The 18,132-nt window shown below is 70.8% G+C and carries 17 protein-coding genes; 13 read left to right on the forward strand and 4 right to left on the reverse strand.

Features of this window, described 5'->3' with window-relative positions; all coding sequences use genetic code 11:
• Positions 1-91 precede the first annotated feature (91 nt).
• Positions 92-751 (forward strand): MSMEG_1061 family FMN-dependent PPOX-type flavoprotein, encoded by a 660-nt coding sequence (locus ACFYPJ_RS37685; RefSeq protein ID WP_389026419.1) that lies wholly within the window; start codon positions 92-94, stop codon positions 749-751.
• Positions 752-916: 165 nt separating this feature from the next.
• Here the strand turns inward: ACFYPJ_RS37685 and ACFYPJ_RS37690 are convergent, their stop codons facing one another.
• A complete protein-coding gene (locus ACFYPJ_RS37690; RefSeq protein ID WP_389026421.1) occupies positions 917-1,501 on the reverse strand; it encodes an isochorismatase family protein in 585 nt (194 codons plus the stop codon).
• Positions 1,502-1,816: 315 nt separating this feature from the next.
• Here ACFYPJ_RS37690 and ACFYPJ_RS37695 point away from each other — a divergent pair, with 315 nt between their 5' ends.
• A complete protein-coding gene (locus tag ACFYPJ_RS37695; protein WP_389026423.1) occupies positions 1,817-2,416 on the forward strand; it encodes a GNAT family N-acetyltransferase in 600 nt (199 codons plus the stop codon).
• Here ACFYPJ_RS37695 and ACFYPJ_RS37700 read toward each other — a convergent pair.
• Both ACFYPJ_RS37700 and ACFYPJ_RS37705 read right to left on the reverse strand, forming a co-directional pair.
• Entirely contained in the window at positions 2,408-2,713 is a 306-nt protein-coding gene (locus ACFYPJ_RS37700) for a hypothetical protein (protein WP_389026425.1), read from the reverse strand. The two genes, ACFYPJ_RS37695 and ACFYPJ_RS37700, sit on opposite strands and share 9 nt — an antisense overlap.
• Before the next feature lie 85 nt (positions 2,714-2,798).
• Positions 2,799-3,554: a hypothetical protein gene (locus tag ACFYPJ_RS37705; protein WP_389026427.1), complete on the reverse strand. Its 756-nt coding sequence runs from the start codon at positions 3,552-3,554 to the stop codon at positions 2,799-2,801.
• Positions 3,555-3,659: 105 nt separating this feature from the next.
• Here ACFYPJ_RS37705 and ggt point away from each other — a divergent pair, with 105 nt between their 5' ends.
• The gene (gene ggt, locus ACFYPJ_RS37710; protein ID WP_389026428.1) at positions 3,660-5,459 is read left to right on the forward strand and encodes a gamma-glutamyltransferase; all 1,800 of its coding nucleotides are present in this window, start codon (positions 3,660-3,662) and stop codon (positions 5,457-5,459) included.
• A 103-nt stretch (positions 5,460-5,562) separates the two neighbouring features.
• On the opposite strand, the gene map is transcribed toward ggt, so the two are convergent.
• Entirely contained in the window at positions 5,563-6,330 is a 768-nt protein-coding gene (gene map, locus ACFYPJ_RS37715) for a type I methionyl aminopeptidase (RefSeq protein ID WP_389026430.1), read from the reverse strand.
• A 32-nt stretch (positions 6,331-6,362) separates the two neighbouring features.
• Here map and ACFYPJ_RS37720 point away from each other — a divergent pair, with 32 nt between their 5' ends.
• From ACFYPJ_RS37720 to ACFYPJ_RS37765, 10 genes are all read left to right on the forward strand, one after another.
• A complete protein-coding gene (locus tag ACFYPJ_RS37720) occupies positions 6,363-6,614 on the forward strand; it encodes a helix-turn-helix domain-containing protein (RefSeq protein WP_389026432.1) in 252 nt (83 codons plus the stop codon).
• A gap of 188 nt (positions 6,615-6,802) precedes the next feature.
• Positions 6,803-7,828, forward strand: coding sequence for a hypothetical protein (locus tag ACFYPJ_RS37725; RefSeq protein ID WP_389026434.1), 1,026 nt, complete (start codon positions 6,803-6,805; stop codon positions 7,826-7,828).
• A gap of 159 nt (positions 7,829-7,987) precedes the next feature.
• Positions 7,988-8,830 carry a nitrilase-related carbon-nitrogen hydrolase gene (locus tag ACFYPJ_RS37730; protein ID WP_389026436.1) on the forward strand — a complete coding sequence of 281 codons (843 nt, stop codon included), beginning with the start codon at positions 7,988-7,990 and terminating at the stop codon, positions 8,828-8,830.
• Positions 8,827-10,110 carry an aspartate aminotransferase family protein gene (locus ACFYPJ_RS37735; RefSeq protein ID WP_389026438.1) on the forward strand — a complete coding sequence of 428 codons (1,284 nt, stop codon included), beginning with the start codon at positions 8,827-8,829 and terminating at the stop codon, positions 10,108-10,110. Before ACFYPJ_RS37730 ends, ACFYPJ_RS37735 begins: the two co-directional genes overlap by 4 nt.
• Before the next feature lie 379 nt (positions 10,111-10,489).
• A complete protein-coding gene (gene hydA / locus ACFYPJ_RS37740) occupies positions 10,490-11,893 on the forward strand; it encodes a dihydropyrimidinase (RefSeq protein WP_389026440.1) in 1,404 nt (467 codons plus the stop codon).
• Positions 11,894-11,904: 11 nt separating this feature from the next.
• A complete protein-coding gene (locus ACFYPJ_RS37745; protein WP_389026442.1) occupies positions 11,905-12,924 on the forward strand; it encodes a TIGR03842 family LLM class F420-dependent oxidoreductase in 1,020 nt (339 codons plus the stop codon).
• 100 nt (positions 12,925-13,024) lie between these two features.
• Positions 13,025-14,557: an NCS1 family nucleobase:cation symporter-1 gene (locus ACFYPJ_RS37750; RefSeq protein ID WP_389026444.1), complete on the forward strand. Its 1,533-nt coding sequence runs from the start codon at positions 13,025-13,027 to the stop codon at positions 14,555-14,557.
• Positions 14,558-14,760: 203 nt separating this feature from the next.
• Positions 14,761-16,092: a crotonyl-CoA carboxylase/reductase gene (gene ccrA / locus ACFYPJ_RS37755; protein ID WP_389026446.1), complete on the forward strand. Its 1,332-nt coding sequence runs from the start codon at positions 14,761-14,763 to the stop codon at positions 16,090-16,092.
• A gap of 1 nt (position 16,093) precedes the next feature.
• On the forward strand, positions 16,094-17,092 hold the full coding sequence (locus tag ACFYPJ_RS37760) for a 3-oxoacyl-ACP synthase III family protein (protein WP_389026448.1): 999 nt from the start codon (positions 16,094-16,096) through the stop codon (positions 17,090-17,092).
• Positions 17,089-17,976, forward strand: a complete 888-nt coding sequence (locus ACFYPJ_RS37765; protein WP_389026450.1) for a 3-hydroxybutyryl-CoA dehydrogenase — start codon at positions 17,089-17,091, stop codon at positions 17,974-17,976. Before ACFYPJ_RS37760 ends, ACFYPJ_RS37765 begins: the two co-directional genes overlap by 4 nt.
• Positions 17,977-18,132 lie beyond the last annotated feature (156 nt).

The raw sequence follows: 18,132 nt of genomic DNA on the forward strand, positions 1-18,132 counted from the left end.
ATCGGTAAGCCGTGTGCGGGAAAACCGCACGCACGGATTGAAAGGGGGCGGAGGAACCGGGCCCGCAAGGGCACCGCGCCTCCAACTACCAATGACGACACCCCTTGCCGGCAGTGCCTTCGACTCGCTCCGCCTCGACGCCGTGTCCGACCAGGAGGCGCTGCGCCGGGTCTACCAACCTCCCAACGACGCGGCCGTGCGGAAGCAGATGACCGAACTCACCGAGCAGACCCGGCGGTTGATCGGCTGCTCGTCGCTGGTCCTGGTCGCCAGCTCGGACGCCGAGGGCAACTGTGACGTCTCCCCGCGCGGCGGCCCCGCCGGGTTCGTCACCGTCCTGGACGCACGGACGGTGGCGATACCGGACGCGACCGGCAACAAGCGTCTGGACACCCTGCAGAACGTCATCGCCACCGGACGGGCCGGGCTGCTGTTCGTCATCCCGGGGCGCACCACGACGCTCAGAGTGAACGGCCGGGCCTGCGTCTCCACCCGCCCGGAGCTGCTGTCGCAGCTGACCGCCGTGGGCAAGCCGCCGGCCAGTGCGCTGGTGCTGGGGATCGAGGAGGTCTACCCGCACTGCCCCAAGTCGTTGCTGCGCAGCGCGGCCTGGAAACCGGAGCAGTGGCTGCCGGTGGACGCCCAGCCGGCCTCGGCCGAAGTGACGCTGGCCCAACTGCGGATGCCGGAGCTGACGATCGCCGACATCGAGCAGACGGAGGCGGACTCGCTGAAGTACCGGTACGAGTAAGGGGCCGACCTGCGCTTGCTGCACCACCAGCGGGCCGATACCCCCAGGCCGGCTCGCTCCAAGATCAATCGCGAGGCAGCCCGCCGGGGTACGGGTACGTACCCGTACCCTGGCGGGGACCCGTGATCCCCACTCGGAACAGGCCCGAGACGGCACGAGATCGGTTCAGTTGACGACGACCGGCCGGCCGCTCAGCTCGACTCCTGCCTGACGCAACTGCGTGAGTGCGGTGTCGGTGGTGTCGGCGGCCACACCGGCCGTGTAGTCGAGCAGTACCTGCACCGTGAAGCCCGCGCGCACGCCGTCCAGTGCGGTCGCTTTCACACAGTGGTCGGTGGCGATGCCGACGACGTCGACGGCGCCGACCTGGCGGGCGCGCAGCCAGTCGGTCAGTGGAGTTCCGTCGGCGGTCGAACCCTCGAAACCGCTTTTCGAGGCGGAGTGCGCGCCCTTGAAGAAGACCTCGTCGAGAGATTCCTGCGCGGAGGCGAAGTCCGGGTGGAACTCGCTTCCCTCGCTGCCGGCGACGCAGTGCACGGGAAAGGAGTCCTGGAAGTCGGGGTGCTCGGAGAAATGGCCACCCGGATCGATGTGGTGGTCGCGGGTGGCCACCACGTACGCGTACCCCGTTTCGCCACGGCGGATCAGATCGGCGATGGCGGCGGCACGCCCCGCGCCGCCCTTCACCGGAACACTGCCGCCCTCACAGAAGTCCTTCTGCACATCGACGATGATCAACGCGCGGTTCACGTCAATTACCTCCTATCGGACTGATTCCCCGGTATGCTCCCGCCTCCCGCCGCGGATGGACGGGATGCGCGCCGGGCGGCTCACCCGACCGGTACACACGAGGCCGGGGGCCGGACAGGACCGAGTGCGTACTCATCGCTACGCGAGCCGCGCTTCTGCCGTTCCCGACCCCGCACGGTTACCTGTACTGGACGTCCCGCACTGCCGCGCCGACAGACAGAGCTGTCGCGAACTGCCTGTCACCACAAACCTGGTGAGCCGATGGCGGCCCCAGTTATGCTGCGCTGTTCTGTCAGGCCAGGGAGGATCGGCACCATGAGCGGCACCTCGTCAGTCTTTCCCGAGCGGATTGAACTCACAGGGGAAGGTCTCGTCCTGCGCGACTGGTCGGAAGCAGACCTGGCCGCGATGCCGGACTTGTTCGACCATCCCGACATCGCGTACTGGACGCCGATCGTGTCGCCCTTCGGCGAAGCGGCCGCTCGCGCACGGCTGGACCGGGACCGGCAGTTGCGGGCGGAGGGCAGGTCCATCCTGCTCGCCATCACCGTTGACGGCCGCGCGCCGCTCGGCGAGGTGATGCTGCGGCGAGTCCCCGAGGGCGCAGAGATCGGCTATGCGGTCGGCCCGGCGCACCGTGGTCAGGGGCTGGCTGCACGCGCGGTGCGGGTGATGGCCGGGTACGCCTTCGGGCAACTGGGTGTGGGGCAGGTGATCCTGGAGCTGGAGGCCGAGAACGCCGCAAGCGTCGCCGTGGCGACCAAGACGGGCTTCAGACTTCTTGACGTGCCGCTGATCGAGGGGGAAGAGAAGGGGCGGCCCTTTGCCCTGCAGACGTGGGGCCTGCTGTCACCCCGCACTGTGAGCGGCCGACTACGGAGGGCATCCTTCGTCGGGGCTTCGCGATCACGGTGAACGGCCCCGGCGACCGGTTCTCGGAACCGGCTCTCTCCTGGGCGGAGCGCTCGATCCGCAGGCCCGATCCGCCTCGGCGACCATGGAGAACAGGGCCGGCAGCTGGTCTTCGGGGGTGAGCCCCTCGGGAGACAGGTACTGCTCGATCCTCTGATCCGGTCCGGGCTCGTAACGGCGCGGACACTCCTCCACCAGTGCCGTCCTGGTGGGGAAGTGCTGGTACAGGGTGCGTGTGGAGACCTCGGCGGTCTCCGCCTGCACCGCGTCCGGCGAGCGGCGGTACAAGTGCGCCGCCACGCCCCACGCCTGCCGCTTGCCGACCTTCGCCGGCAGGCGTTTCTTCGGCCTGCGGGAATGGCCGGGCGCCGGATCCCGACGGCCTTCAGGACGCCCGGTGGGAGCGGGGTGTCTCCGTCGTCGGCAGCGGTGCCTGCGCGGCCCGTGTCACGTCGCCGACCAGTTCGACGACGTCCGGTCCGTACGCCTGTGAATTGACCACCTTCAGCAGCAGTACGAAGGAACCGGTGCCGTGTTTGCGTGCCAGCCGTTCGTGGTTGCGGGCGAGGTAGCGGGACGCGGCCTGGTTGGTGATCGCGCGTTGGCCGCAGAGCAGGAACACCGGCCGTGCCTCGCGCCGCTCGCCCGCGGTCAGGCGGGCCAGCAGCACGTACTCCGCGACCCCCGACTCCAGCCGGTAGCGCTCGCTGCCTATCTGGAAGGCGCCGCGGTCCGGGCCCGGTTCCGGCTCGATGTTCACCCGTACCCCGGGTAGCATCGCGGACATGTGGGCCAGCATGCGCCGGTTCGACCCCGGGCCGCCCACGCAGAATTCGGTGCGGTCGCCGAAACTCTGCTGGACGTTGTCCTGGGTCACCATCTGCAGGTGTGCGCCGCACTCCTTGATGAGCGCGGCCAGCTCCAGGAGCGCGAAGACGTCGAAGCGGTGGACCGCGGGCTCGGAGGTCGCCGGGTCGCGGTTGACGACGAGCAGCGCCTCGGAGTTCTCCGGAAGCCCGAAGAACGCCTGCTTGCGTCGCAGCCTGCGCCTCCACAGAGCGGTGCGGGCCAGCCAGCCGAGCCCGGCGCTGATGCCGGCCGCCAGCACGCCCAGGATGATGTTGCGTACGTCGTCACTCATGGGCGGGCATGGTAGCGGGCCAGAGCAAACCGGTGTTCGAGACGTACCTGACGGGATCATGACATTCGGATAAGCTGCGCGAAGGATCACTCGCTGGAGGTGCGAATGCGTCGCCCTGTCGCGCGCAAACTGTCGGTCCTGGCGGTCTCGGCCGCCGTCGTGTGCGTGGGGGCGGCCGCGCCGCCGGGCGCCGCGGGCGCCACCCCGAAGAAGGTCCCTGTGGCCGTCGGCTACGGCGGCGCGGTCGCCAGTGTCGACGCGGACGCCTCGGCCGCCGGTATCGAGGTCCTGAAGAAGGGCGGCAACGCGGTCGACGCCGCCGTCGCCACGGCCGCCGCCCTCGGGGTCACCGAGCCGTACTCCTCCGGCGTCGGAGGGGGCGGATACTTCGTCTACTACGACGCCAGGACCCGGACCGTCCACTCCCTCGACGGGCGCGAGACCGCGCCGCTCAGCGCCGACTCCGGACTGTTCACGGAGAACGGCAAACCCCTCGCCTTCGCCGACGCCGTCACCAGCGGCCTCAGCGTCGGCACGCCGGGCACGCCCGCCACCTGGCAGGCGGCCCTGCGGAACTGGGGCAGCCGGAACCTGGCGACGGTCCTCAAACCGGCCGAACGGCTGGCCCGCGACGGCTTCACCGTCGACGACACCTTCCGTTCGCAGACGGCCGCCAACGAGACCAGGTTCCGCTACTTCCCGGACACCGCCGAGCTGTTCCTGCCGAACGGGCAGCTTCCGGTCGTCGGCTCCACCTTCAAGAACCCCGATCTGGCTCGCACCTACGCGGAGCTGGCCCGCAAGGGCGTCGACGCCATTTACCACGGGGACCTGGGCCAGGACATCGTCACCACCGTCAACCACCCGCCGGTGGACCCGGCTTCGGGCTGGAACGCGCGTCCCGGCGACCTGTCCGAGAAGGACCTCGCCGCCTACCGGGCCAAGCTCCAGGCGCCCACGAAGACCTCGTACCGCGGGCTCGGCGTCTACTCGATCGCGCCGTCCTCCTCCGGTGGCACCACGGTCGGCGAGGCCCTCAACATCCTGGAGGGGACGGACCTCTCGAAGGCGACCGAGACGCAGTACCTGCACCGCTACATCGAGGCGAGCCGGATCGCCTTCGCGGACCGCGGGCGCTGGGTCGGCGACCCGGGCTTCGAGGACGTACCGACGAAACAGCTGCTGTCGCAGTCGTACGCCGACTCGCGGGCCTGTCTGATCAAGGACGACACGGTGCTGACCAGCCCGGTCGCGCCCGGCGACCCGCGCCACCCCGCGCCCTGCACCGCCGGGGGCACGGCGGCGCCGACGACGTACGAGGGGGAGAACACCACCCACCTCACGGCCGCCGACAAGTGGGGCAACGTCGTCTCCTACACCCTCACCATCGAGCAGACCGGCGGCAGCGCGATCACCGTGCCCGGCCGCGGGTTCCTCCTCAACAACGAGCTGACGGACTTCTCCTTCGCCCCGGCCAATCCGGCCGTGCACGACCCGAACCTGCCCGGTCCCGGCAAGCGTCCGCGGTCGTCGATCGCGCCGACGATCGTGCTCGACAAGCACGGCAAGCCGGTGGTGGCGCTGGGCTCGCCCGGCGGCGCGACCATCATCACGACCGTGCTGCAGACCCTGACCGGGTTCCTCGACCGGCACCTGCCGCTGGTGGACGCCATCGCCGCACCGCGCGCCAGCCAGCGCAACGCGGCCACGACCGAACTCGAACCCGGCCTCTACGACAGCAATCTCCGGACCCGGCTCGAAGCCATCGGACACGCCTTCTCGCGCAACCCGGAGATCGGCGCCGCGACCGGCGTCCAGCGCCTGCCGAACGGCAAGTGGCTGGCGGCGGCGGAGACGGTCCGCAGGGGCGGCGGCTCGGCCATGGTGGTGCACCCGACCCGGTGATCGACCCGTCCGCCGGCGGCTTCGGACGCGTCCGAAGCCGCCGGCGGACGGCTGCCGGACCTCCGCGCGTGCGCGCCGTTCCGGCGGCGGCCGTCCCGGGAGATCAGCGCTCCGTGAGGATGCGGGGCCCCGCCGTGGTGATCGCGACCGTGTGCTCGACGTGGGCCGCTCGCGAGCCGTCGTCCGTCCGCAGGGTCCAGCCGTCCGGGGCGGCGTGGTAGCCGTCGCCACCCCCGCCGATCAGCATCGGCTCGATCGCCAGGACCATGCCGTGCCGCAGTGGGAGCCCCCGGCCGGGGCGCCCCTCGTTCGGCACCGAGGGGTCCTCGTGCATCCGGCGGCCGACGCCGTGTCCGCCCCAGCCTTCCGGGATGCCGTAGCCGGCCGTGCGGCACACCGTGCCGATCGCGTGCGCGATGTCGCCGATGCGGTTGCCGACCACGGCCGCCTCGATGCCCGCCGCCAGGGCCCGTTCGGCGGTCTCCACGAGCCGGACGTCCGCGGGGCGGGGCCGGCCCACGATGAAGCTGATGGCGGAGTCGCCGACCCAGCCCGCGAGTTCGGCGCCGCAGTCGACGGAGACCAGGTCGCCGTCGCGCAGCCGGTAGCGGCCCGGGATGCCGTGCACGATCGCCTCGTTCACGGACGTGCAGACCACCGCGGGGAAGGGGACGGGCGCGGAGGCGGGGCGGTAGCCCAGGAAGGGTGAGCCGGCGCCCGCCTCGCGCAGCACCTCATGTGCCACCTCGTCGAGTTCCAGCAGGCTGACGCCGACGCCCGCGGCCTTCCGTACGGCCGTCAGGGCCTGCCCGACGACGCGGCCCGCCGCGTGCATCGCGTCGATCGATGAGTCCGTCTTCAGTTCCACCATGCCAATTACTATACCGGTATTAGAATGGCAGCATGGTGCGCACCCCTCTCACCCCGGAAGAACGCGAGCGCGGCGAGCGGCTCGGGCGGCTGCTGCGCGAGGCGCGTGGCAGCCGGAGCATGACGGAGGTCGCCGCCGAGGCGGGTATCTCCGCCGAAACGCTTCGCAAGATCGAGACCGGCCGGGCGCCGACCCCGGCCTTCTTCACCGTCGCCGCCCTGGTCCGCGCGCTCGGCCTGTCGATGGACGAACTGGCACAGGGCTGCGTACTGGTCGAGGTCTGAGGCCCGCGGGCGGTGTGGGGCTCGGTTTGGCGCGCGGTGGCCGAGGCGCGCGGGGGCGTCCGCGGCGGTGGCCCGCGACCGGAGAACTCCCTGTAGCCGGGGCGTAACACGGTTGGAGTTTTCTGTCGGCCTGAGTGCTCCGGTCCGTCAGGAGTTGGGCGATGGCAGTGGAGCAACTCCAAGGACAGATGGGGGAGTTCGCAAACTATCTGAACGGTCTGCTGGCCTGCCTGTACCGGCGCGACGGCTGGTGCGCGGTCTTCTGGCAGCGGGACCCGGACGGCATGCGGGCCTGTCTCGACGGCCGGGAGATCCCGCCGTGGGACGTGGTGGAGGCGCTGCTGCACGACCTGGCGGCGGGACATGGCCCCGGCGTCGCCGCGGCGCAGCGGGAAACCGCCCGGCTGCTGCACTCGGCCGCGCTCACTGCGTACGACACCCGGCCGGGCGCCCGGGGCACACTGCACGACCGCCTCGACGTGATGCTCCGCGAGCAGCGTCACGCCGCCGGGACCGGGCCCACCCGTCGGGCGGCCCAGGCGCAGGCGCCGCGGCAGCGCGCGGTTCGCCGGGGCGGGGGAGGACGACGGCGGGCCCGGCCCCGTGCCCCAGGTGTCCGGGCCGGTGCCGCCCGGGGCGGCGGTTCCCGACCGGCGCCGTGCGCCGCGGGGCGCCCGGTCCGCCGGGGCCATGGTGGCGGCCGAGCCGTCAGGGCCACGGGCGGAGCACGGCTGCGCGGTGCGGGCCGTACCGGCGAGGCGCACGCCCTGCTGGTCGAGGCCGCGCGGTGGCCGCCCGCCCGGCTTCCGCTGCTCGCCGCCGCACTGCACCGCGCCGGGCTCGGCGCCGACTGGGCCACCCTGCTGTGGGAGACCGCCTCCCTCCCCGCCGGCCGGCTGGTCGCCGCGGCCGACGCGCTCGTCACGGCGGGACGTGCCGCCGACGGGGAGCAGATCCTGCGCCAGGGCGTGGTGCGGCCCGCGGGCGAGATCGGCGCGGCGGTGCTCGGGCCGGCGGACGAGGGACGCGTCCGCGAGGTGCGGGCCCTGCTCGGCGCATACGTCCGCGTCCGCACCCCGCAGGAGGCGGCCCGCAGCGCCGCCGCCGACCCGCAGCGCCTCGTGCCGCTCCTGCTGGAGGCCGCGCGAAACGTCTCGGATGAGCGACACTGGGACCTGGTGCAAGCCCTCCGGGTGGCCGGATTCGCCGCCTGACCGGCCCGGCGGCTCACCCACTGGAGTGTGAAACATGATCGACTCCGCGGGGTTGACGACGATGGTCTTGGCAAGCCCGCTCCGGAGCCCTAGGTTCATCCCCCTACAACCCGTGTCTATCCGCGTAGAGGCTCTGACGTCCCGTCGAAGGAGCAGCTCATGGCCAATGTCGTACGCGCCGCCCTGGTCCAGGCCGTCTGGACCGGCGACACCGAGTCCATGGTCGCGAAACACGAGGAGCACGCCCGCGAGGCGGCCCGTCAGGGCGCCCGGGTGATCGGCTTCCAGGAGGTCTTCAACGCCCCCTACTTCTGTCAGGTCCAGGAGCCGGAGCACTACCGCTGGGCCGAGCGGGTGCCGGACGGGCCGACCGTGCGCCGGATGCAGGAGCTGGCCCGCGAGACCGGCATGGTGATCGTCGTACCGGTCTTCGAGATCGAACAGTCCGGCTTCTACTACAACACCGCGGCCGTGATCGACGCGGACGGCTCGTACCTCGGCAAGTACCGCAAGCACCACATCCCGCAGGTCAAGGGCTTCTGGGAGAAGTACTACTTCAAGCCCGGCAACGCCGGCTGGCCGGTCTTCGACACCGCCGTCGGCAAGGTCGGCGTCTACATCTGCTACGACCGGCACTTCCCCGAAGGGTGGCGTCAACTCGGCCTGAACGGCGCCCAGTTGGTGTACAACCCGTCGGCCACCTCGCGCGGCCTGTCCGCCTACCTGTGGCAGCTGGAGCAGCCCGCGGCGGCGGTCGCCAACGAGTACTTCATCGCCGCGATCAACCGGGTGGGGCAGGAGGAGTACGGGGACAACGACTTCTACGGGACGAGCTACTTCGTCGACCCCCGCGGACAGTTCGTCGGCGATGTCGCCGGCGACAAGGGCGAGGAGCTCCTCGTCCGGGACCTCGACTTCGACCTCATCGAAGAGGTGCGGCAGCAGTGGGCGTTCTACCGCGACCGCCGCCCCGACGCATACGAAGGGCTGATGCAGCCGTGAACGACCTCTACGCCCGCCACCGCGCCGTCCTCCCCGACTGGCTCGCCCTCTACTACGAGGACCCGCTGGAGATCACCCACGGCGAGGGGCGCCACGTCTGGGACGCGCACGGCAACCGCTACCTGGACTTCTTCGGCGGCATCCTCACCACGATGACCGCCCACGCGCTGCCCGAGGTGACCAAGGCGGTCAGCGAGCAGACCGGGCGGATCATCCACTCCTCGACTCTCTACCTCAACCGGCCGATGGTCGAACTCGCCGAGCGGATCGCCGAGGTCTCGCAGATCCCCGACGCCCGGGTGTTCTTCACCACCTCCGGCACCGAGGCCAACGACACCGCCCTGCTGCTCGCGACCGCGTACCGGCGCAGCAACACGATCCTGGCGATGCGCAACAGCTACCACGGCCGGTCCTTCAGCGCGGTCGGTATCACCGGCAACCGCGGCTGGTCCCCGACCTCGCTGTCCCCGCTGCAGACCCTGTACGTGCACGGCGGAGTCCGTACCCGCGGACCCTACGCCGCACTGAGCGACGCCGAGTTCATCGCCGCCTGCGTCGAGGATCTGAAGGACCTGCTCGGCCACACCCGGGCGCCCGCCGCCCTGATCGCCGAGCCCGTCCAGGGCGTCGGCGGCTTCACCTCGCCGCCCGACGGCCTGTACGCGGCCTTCCGCGAGGTGCTCCAGGAACACGGCATCCTTTGGATCGCCGACGAGGTACAGACCGGCTGGGGCCGCACCGGCGACCACTTCTGGGGCTGGCAGGCGCACGCCCGCAGCGGCCCGCCGGACATCGTCACCTTCGCCAAGGGCATCGGCAACGGCATGTCCATCGGCGGCGTCGTGGCCCGCGCCGAGATCATGAACAGCCTCGACTCCAACAGCATCTCGACGTTCGGCGGCACCCAGGTCACCATGGCGGCCGGCCTGGCGAACCTCGCCTATCTGCTGGAGCACGATCTCCAGGGCAACGCCCGGCGGGTCGGCGGACTGCTCATCGACCGGCTGCGGACGGCCACCGCACAACTGCCCGGCGTGCGGGAGGTGCGCGGGCGCGGCCTGATGATCGGCGTCGAGCTGGTACGGCCGGGAACCGACGAGGCCGACCCCGGCGCGGCCTCCGCCGTCCTGGAGGCGGCCCGCGAGGGCGGGCTGCTGATCGGCAAGGGCGGCGGCCACAACACCAGCGCGCTGCGCATCGCGCCGCCGCTGTCACTGACCGTCGCGGAGGCCGAAGAAGGCGCCGACATCCTCGAACGCGCCCTCCGGAGCGCGCAGTAACGGCCGGTCCGGGCGGGGCCGGGCCGGGCGGGCGGCTCGGCATCCCGGACCCCGAAAGAGAAGCGAGCAGCAGGAGAAGGCGGCGGGCGGGCGGCGAAGAAGGCCGGCGCAGGGTGCTGTGTGCTGTGCCGGTCCTGTGGCCACGGGGGCGCGGTACCGCGTGTGCCGTGCGGCCGTCGGTGCGCGGTACCGCGTCTGCCGCCCGGGATGTCGTGTCCGCCCTGCGTCTGCCGGCACCGGGCGCCGGGTCCGTACCGCGGGTGCGGGCGCGGTCTCCTGCGCGCGCCGCGCCCGGCCGTCCGGCCACCCGCGCGCGGGCCGGACCCACCGCCCATGACCTGCCTTTTCCACGACCGTCGTCAACGCCAGGAGAGGGAACATGAGCAGCCGTACCGTCATCCGCGGTGGACTCGTCGTCACCGCGTCCGACGAGATCCACGCCGACGTGCTGATCGAGGACGGCCGCGTCGCCGCCCTCGCGGCCTCCGGCACCGCGGCGGCCGAGGGCTTCACCGCCGACCGGACCGTCGACGCCACCGGGAAGTACGTCATCCCGGGCGGGGTCGACGGCCACACCCACATGGAGATGCCGTTCGGCGGCACCTACGCCTCGGACACCTTCGAGACCGGTACCCGGGCCGCCGCCTGGGGCGGCACGACGACCATCGTCGACTTCGCCATCCAGAGCGTCGGCGGCTCCCTGCGCGAGGGCCTGGACGCCTGGCACGCCAAGGCGGAGGGCAACTGCGCCATCGACTACGGCTTCCACATGATCGTCTCCGATGTGCACCCGGAGACGCTGAAGGAGATGGATCTGCTGGTGGAGGAGGGCGTGACCTCCTTCAAGCAGTTCATGGCGTACCCGGGTGTCTTCTACAGCGACGACGGCCAGATCCTGCGCGCCATGCAGCGCGCCGCCGGCAACGGCGGGCTGATCATGATGCACGCCGAGAACGGCATCGCGATCGACGTCCTGGTCGAGCAGGCCCTGGCCCGCGGCGAGACCGACCCCCGCTACCACGGTGAGGTCCGCAAGGCTCTGCTGGAGGCCGAGGCCACCCACCGTGCCATCCGGCTCGCCCAGGTCGCCGGGTCCCCGCTGTACGTCGTGCACGTCTCCGCCGAGGAGGCGGTGGCCGAACTGACCAGGGCCCGTGACGCCGGTCTGAACGTCTTCGGCGAGACCTGCCCCCAGTACCTGTTCCTGTCGACCGACAACCTCGCCGAACCCGACTTCGAGGGCGCCAAGTACGTCTGCTCCACCCCGCTGCGACCACGCGAGCACCAGGCGGCACTGTGGCGGGGCCTGCGCACGGGCGACCTCCAGGTCGTCTCCACCGACCACTGCCCCTTCTGCTTCACCGGCCAGAAGGAGCTGGGCCGCGGCGACTTCTCCAAGATCCCCAACGGCCTGCCGGGCGTCGAGAACCGCATGGACCTGCTGCACCAGGCCGTCGTGGACGGGCACATCTCCCGCCGCCGCTGGATCGAGATCGCCTGTGCCACCCCGGCGCGGATGTTCGGCCTCTACCCGAAGAAGGGCACCATCGCGCCCGGCGCCGACGCCGACATCGTTGTTTACGACCCGCACGCCGAGCAGGTCGTCTCCGCCGCGACGCACCACATGAACGTCGACTACTCGGCCTACGAGGGCAGGCGGCTCACCGGCCGGGTGGAGACCGTGTTCTCGCGCGGCGAGGCCGTCATCACCGAGCGGGAGTACACCGGACACGCCGGCCACGGCGTCTACACCCCGCGCTCCACCTGTCAGTACCTCACCTAGGAGTGGCGCTCATGGACTTCGGACTCGTCCTGCAGACCGACCCGCCGGCCTCCCGCGTCGTCAGCCTGATGCAGCGGGCCGAGCGCAACGGGTTCACCTACGGCTGGACCTTCGACTCCGCCGTGCTGTGGCAGGAACCCTTCGTCATCTACAGCCAGATCCTGTCGAACACCACGAAGCTGACGGTCGGCCCGATGGTCACCAACCCGGGCACCCGCACCTGGGAGGTCACCGCCTCCACCTTCGCCACCCTCAACGACATGTTCGGCAACCGCACCGTCTGCGGCATCGGCCGCGGCGACTCGGCGATGCGGGTGGCGGGCCGCAAGCCCAACACCCTGGCCCGGATCAGCGAGGCCATGAAGGTCATCAGGGCGCTGGGCCGGGGCGAGGAGGCCGACCTCGGCGGCACCGTCGTCCGGTTCCCGTGGATCGGCCCGGGCGCCGAACTCCCCGTGTGGATGGCGGCGTACGGGCCGAAGGCGCTGAAGATGGCCGGCGAGCAGGCCGACGGATTCATCCTGCAACTCGCCGACCTCTACCTCACCGAGAACATGGTCAAGGCCGTGCGGGACGCCGCCGTCGCGGCCGGACGCGACCCCGCGGAGGTGACGGTCTGTGTCGCCGCCCCCGCGTACGTCACCGCGGACGACTCGCCCGAGGCACTGGCGCACGCGCGCGAGCAGTGCCGCTGGTTCGGCGGAATGGTCGGCAACCACGTCGCCGACCTGGTCGCCAAGTACGGCGAGCACTCGGCCCAGGTCCCCGACGAACTCACCGACTACATCAAGGCCCGCCAGGGCTACGACTACGCCCACCACGGGCGCAGCGGCAATCCGGACACCCGGTTCGTGCCCGACGAGATCGTCGACCGGTTCTGCCTGATCGGCCCGGCCGAGGCGCACGTCGAAAAGTTGCGGGCGCTGCGGGAGCTGGGCGTGGACCAGTTCGCGGTGTACGCGATGCACGACGCGCAGGAGCAGGTCGTCGACCGCTACGGGCAGTACGTCATCCCCGCGCTGAACCCATGACCGACGACGGTCGGGTCGTCGTACCACCCGACCGGAAACGGCAGTCGACGGCACCCACAGGGCCACTTTCCCCGTCTCCCTCCCGTAGAACGGAGTGCCCATGACCGACACCGCGCCGCCTCCCGCCATACCCCCGGGCGCCGTCGAGCCGGCCGCCGACGCATACCCGGCCGGCAGCCGCTACGCCAACGACGACCTGCGCCCGGTTCCGCTCGCCGAACGCCGCTGGACCACCTACAACTTCGTGGCCCTGTGGATCGGCATGGCCCACTGCATCCCGTCCTGGACGCTTGCCTCGGGACTCGTCGCCCTGGGCATGGACTGGAAGCAGGCGGTACTGACCATCGCCCTGGCGAACGTGATCGTGCTGCTGCCGATGCTGCTGACCGGCCATGCCGGCCCCAAGTACGGCATACCCTTCCCGGTCCTGGCGCGCGCCAGCTTCGGCGTTCGGGGCGCGAACCTTCCGGCCCTCGTGCGCGCGGCGGTGGCGTGCTGCTGGTTCGGCATCCAGACGTGGATCGGCGGCCAGGGCATCTTCGTCCTGCTGGGGAAGATCTTCGGCGGCTGGGCGGGCGCCGCGAAGGTCGGCGGCTACCCGTGGACGCTGTGGCTGTGCTTCGTCGTCTTCTGGCTGATCGAACTCGCCGTCATCTACCGGGGGATGGACACCCTGCGCCGCTTCGAGAACTGGGCGGCGCCGTTCGTGCTGGTCGGGGCGGTGGTGCTGCTGATCTGGATCGCGCACAAGGCGGGCGGCTTCGGCCCGCTGCTGCACGAGCGGTCGACGCTCGGCTGGGGCGCGGGCTTCTGGAAGGTCTTCTTCCCGGGCCTGATGGGGATGATCGGTTTCTGGTCGACGCTGTCGCTGAACATCCCGGACTTCACTCGCTTCGGCAAGGGGCAGCGGGCCCAGGTGTGGGGCCAGACGCTGGGTCTGCCGACCACGATGACCCTGTTCGCGCTGATGTCGGTGCTGGTGACGGCCGGTTCGCAGCGGGTGTACGGGGTGGCGATCTGGGACCCGGTGGCACTGGCCGGCAGGACGGACAACGTCTTCGGGCTGCTGTTCGCGCTGATCACGGTCTTCGTGGCGACGATCTCCGTGAACGTCGCGGCGAACGTCGTCTCCCCCGCGTACGACCTGTCGCACCTGGCGCCCAAGCTGATCGGTTTCCGCGCCGGCGCGATCATCACGGGCATCCTGGGTGTGCTGGTCATGCCGTGGAAGCTGACGTCGACACCCGAGCTGTACATCTTCACCTGGCTCGGGGTGGTCGGCGGGCTGCTCGGCACGGTCGCCGGGATCCTGATCGCCGACTACTGGATCGTGCGGCGGACCGTGCTGCACCTGGCCGACCTTTATGTCGCCGGGGGCCGGTACTGGTACTCGGCGGGATGGAACTGGCGGGCCGTGATCGCCTTCGCGGTCGGCGGCGTCCTGGCTGTGGGCGGGTCGTACTCGACCCTGGACCGGACGGGGCACCAGGCCGGGCCGTTCCCGGTCGACGGGATCATTCCGTTCCTCAGGCCGCTCGCCGACTACGGCTGGGCGGTCGGGCTCGCGGCCTCCCTCATCGTGTATGTCGCGCTGATGGCGGGCAGGCAGCGGGACATGACGATGTCGCGGTGAACCGAACCTTCCCCCCCCCACTCGGTTCGGCTTTGTCCGGCCGTTCGGAATCCCCTGCGGCCGTATACCTTTTCCCGGCATTGGAGAGCGCGGATAGGGGGCTGGTAAGGGTAGGCGGCACGTTGTGGGTCCCGTAGCGTGTTGCTGGCTCGGGCGGTGGCCTCTGATTCCGTCGACGCGTTCTTCATGGTGGAGGGGAAGACATGGATTCTTTGGCCGAGGCGCTGTATGCGAATGCCGGTCCGGCAGAACTGGAGCGCGCGCCACTGCCCGAAGAATATCTTGCCGCCCATCTGCGCGTGGCGGATGTCGGGATGTTCGACGACGTCGCCGACAAAGACGTCCGCAAGTCGATGCACATCGACCGGGTGCCCATGCCGGATATCGCGCCGGACGAAGTCGTCGTGGCGGTGATGGCCAGCTCCATCAACTACAACACGGTGTGGTCGGCGACCTTCGAACCGGTGCCGACCTTCGACTTCCTCAAACGCAACGCCCGCCAGGGAGGGTTCGCGGCCCGCCATGACCTGCCGCACCACGTGGTGGGCTCGGACGCGGCCGGCGTCGTCGTACGGGTCGGCGCGGGCGTGCGCCGCTGGCGGGTCGGCGACCACGTCGTGGTGAGCTGCGTCCAGGTCGACGAGGAGGAGCCGGCCACCCACGCCGACGCCATGCTCGGCGCCCAGCAGCGGATCTGGGGCTTCGAGACGAACTTCGGCGGGCTCGCCCACTACGCGGTGGCGCGGGCCAGCCAACTGCTGCCGAAACCGGCCCATCTGACCTGGGAGGAAGCGGCCGGGATCCTGCTCACCGCCGCCACCTCCTACCGCATGCTGGTGAGCGACCGCGGAGCGCGCGTCAAGCAGGGCGACATCGTCCTCATCTGGGGCGCCACCGGTGGCCTGGGCGCGTTCGCCGTGCAGATGGTGAAGAACGGCGGCGGCATCCCGATCGGCGTGGTCGGCTCCGAGGACCGGGCCCAAGCGCTGCGCAGGCTCGGCTGCGACGTGGTCATCAACCGGAACGCCATCGGTCTCGGCGACGACGTTCCGCGCACCCCCGAGAACACCGTCGAACTCGGCAAGCGACTGGGCCGCGAGATACGGCGGCAAGTGGGCGAGGATCCGCACATCGTCTTCGACTACATAGGCCAGGCCACCTTCGGAATCTCCGTCTTCGTCGTACGCAAGGGCGGGGCCGTGGTGACCTGTGGATCCAGCACCGGATTCAATCACCATTTCGACAACCGCTATCTCTGGATGAACCTGAAAAGGATCATCGGAAGTCATGCCGCGAATCTACAGGAACAGGCGGAATGCATTCGCCTGTTCCAGCTCGGTCATCTCATGCCGACTCTTTCCAAGGTTTATCCGCTGGCCGAGGTCGCCGAGGCGACGCGACTGGTGCAGCAGAACCGCCACATCGGAAAAGTCGGCGTGCTGTGTCTGGCGCCTCAGGAGGGACTGGGAGTGACCGACCCCGAAATGCGCGCCCGGCTGGGCGTGCGGCGGATCAATCCGCTGCGGGAGGACTGAGATGGCGAAGGCACGCACCGGCATCCTCGCGACCGGGTCGTACGTGCCGAAGAACGAGGTCGGAAACGACGAAGTGGCCGCTCGGGTCGGCGTCACCCCGGACTGGATCGAGCGCAAGACCCAGATCCGCACCCGGCGCTACGCCGCCGCGCACGAGGCGACCTCCGACCTCGCGGTCCGGGCGGGCGCCGCCGCCCTCGACCAGGCGGGGCTGGGAGCGGACCGGCTCGACTACGTCATCGTCGCGACCTCCACCGGCGACTTCCCGCAGCCGCCCACCTCCTGCCTGGTCCAGGACGGACTGGACGCCCGCTCGGCCGCCTGCTTCGACATCAACGCCGTGTGCAGCGGCTTCGTCTACGCGCTCGCGCTCGCCGACAGCCTGGTCGCGGTCCGGCCCGACGCCCTGGCCCTCGTCATCGGCGCCGACGTCTACTCCCGGATCCTCGATTTCGACGACCGCAGGACCGCCGTGCTGTTCGCCGACGGAGCCGGCGCCGCGCTCATCGGCGCGGTACCGGCCCCGTACGGGATCGTCGGCGTCGAACTCGCCAGCCGCGGCGACGCCCACCGGCTCATCCGGGTCGAGGCCGGCGGCAGCCGCACCCCGGCGTCCGCCGAGACCGTCGCGACGGGCGGGCACTTCTTCCGGATGGACGGCCGCGGCGTCCGCGACTTCGTCGCCGACCAGGTGCCACGGGCCCTGTCCGGGCTGGCGGAACGCGTCGGCGTACCGCTCGACCTGGTGCGGCACTTCGTCCCGCACCAGGCCAACGGCGTCATGCTGGACGACCTCGTGGTCCGGGCCGGACTCGGCAACGCGACCACGCACCGCACCCTGCACAAATACGGGAACATGGGCAGCGCCTCCGTGCCCGTCGCCCTCGACGAGGCCAACCGGGACGGGGCGCTCAGCCCGGGTGACCTCGTGCTGCTCACCGGCTTCGGGGGCGGTATGTCCATCGGAGCGTCACTGCTGACCTGGGGAGCCGCCGCATGACCGGCACGAGCAGCGACCGGCACGAGGGGACCGTCAGCCGGATCGGAGTCGTCGGCAGCGGCGTCATGGGCATGGGCATCGCCCAGTTGTGCGCCGCCGTGGGACTCGACGTCGTCGTCACGGTCTCCTCCGACGCCTCGCTGGAGTCGGGCCCCGGAAGGCTGACCGCCGTACTCGACCGCGCCGTCGCCAAGGGGAAGATCAGCAAGGACGCGCGTCAGACGACCCTCGACCGGGTCCGGTTCACCCGCGATCTGGGCGAACTCGCCGACCGTCAGTTGGTGATCGAGGCGGTGACGGAGAACGAAGCCCTCAAACGCGAGCTGTTCGCCACCCTCGACAAGATCGTGCAGAGCCCGGACGCCCTGCTTGCGTCCAACACCTCGTCCATCCCCATCGTGCGGCTGGCCCGGGCCACCGAGCGGCCGGACCACGTGGTCGGGATACATTTCTTCAACCCCGCGCCGGCGCTGCCACTGGTCGAGATCATCCCCTCCGTGCTGACAGCCGACTCGGTCGAGCAGCGGGCCACCCGGTTCGTCACCGACGTACTCGGGAAACAGCCGGTCAGCGCCCCCGACCGGGCCGGGTTCATCGTCAACGCGCTGCTGTTCCCCTATCTGCTGTCCGCCATCAGGATGGTCGACGCCGGACTTGCCACCGCCGAGGTGATCGACCAGAGCATGGTCCTGGGCTGCTCCCACCCGCTCGGCCCGCTGCGCCTCGCCGACCTGATCGGCCTCGACACCACGGTCTCGATCGCCGAGGCCATGTACGAGGAGTTCAAGGAACCCCTGTACGCGCCGCCCGCCCTGCTGCTGCGGATGGTCGAGGGCGGCCTCCTCGGCCGCAAGTCCGGCCAGGGCTTCTACACGTACGCCTGAAACGGGCCGCTCCGAGCCGGGCCGTCGTTCGTCGGCACGGCACGGCACGCGATGACACGGCATCCCACGGCAACGCATGACATGAGATGGCACGGCACTGTCCTGGCCGGGGCCGGCCGTGCCGACAACGCATCGCATCACGGCGTTCGCGGCCCG

This window comes from Streptomyces sp. NPDC006012, assembly GCF_042871185.1.
Taxonomy (GTDB): domain Bacteria; phylum Actinomycetota; class Actinomycetes; order Streptomycetales; family Streptomycetaceae; genus Streptomyces.

Excerpts from the sequence above, each read along its gene's own strand:
- ACFYPJ_RS37730 (WP_389026436.1), top strand. The coding sequence starts at position 7,988 with ATGGCCAATGTCGTACGCGCCGCCCTGGTCCAGGCCGTCTGGACCGGC.
- ACFYPJ_RS37695 (WP_389026423.1), top strand. The coding sequence starts at position 1,817 with ATGAGCGGCACCTCGTCAGTCTTTCCCGAGCGGATTGAACTCACAGGG.
- ACFYPJ_RS37725 (WP_389026434.1), top strand. The coding sequence starts at position 6,803 with ATGGGGGAGTTCGCAAACTATCTGAACGGTCTGCTGGCCTGCCTGTAC.
- ggt (WP_389026428.1), top strand. The coding sequence starts at position 3,660 with ATGCGTCGCCCTGTCGCGCGCAAACTGTCGGTCCTGGCGGTCTCGGCC.
- ccrA (WP_389026446.1), top strand. The coding sequence starts at position 14,761 with ATGGATTCTTTGGCCGAGGCGCTGTATGCGAATGCCGGTCCGGCAGAA.
- ACFYPJ_RS37750 (WP_389026444.1), top strand. The coding sequence starts at position 13,025 with ATGACCGACACCGCGCCGCCTCCCGCCATACCCCCGGGCGCCGTCGAG.
- ACFYPJ_RS37765 (WP_389026450.1), top strand. The coding sequence starts at position 17,089 with ATGACCGGCACGAGCAGCGACCGGCACGAGGGGACCGTCAGCCGGATC.
- ACFYPJ_RS37705 (WP_389026427.1), bottom strand. The coding sequence starts at position 3,554 with ATGAGTGACGACGTACGCAACATCATCCTGGGCGTGCTGGCGGCCGGC.
- map (WP_389026430.1), bottom strand. The coding sequence starts at position 6,330 with ATGGTGGAACTGAAGACGGACTCATCGATCGACGCGATGCACGCGGCG.
- ACFYPJ_RS37685 (WP_389026419.1), top strand. The coding sequence starts at position 92 with ATGACGACACCCCTTGCCGGCAGTGCCTTCGACTCGCTCCGCCTCGAC.
- hydA (WP_389026440.1), top strand. The coding sequence starts at position 10,490 with ATGAGCAGCCGTACCGTCATCCGCGGTGGACTCGTCGTCACCGCGTCC.
- ACFYPJ_RS37720 (WP_389026432.1), top strand. The coding sequence starts at position 6,363 with ATGGTGCGCACCCCTCTCACCCCGGAAGAACGCGAGCGCGGCGAGCGG.
- ACFYPJ_RS37760 (WP_389026448.1), top strand. The coding sequence starts at position 16,094 with ATGGCGAAGGCACGCACCGGCATCCTCGCGACCGGGTCGTACGTGCCG.
- ACFYPJ_RS37745 (WP_389026442.1), top strand. The coding sequence starts at position 11,905 with ATGGACTTCGGACTCGTCCTGCAGACCGACCCGCCGGCCTCCCGCGTC.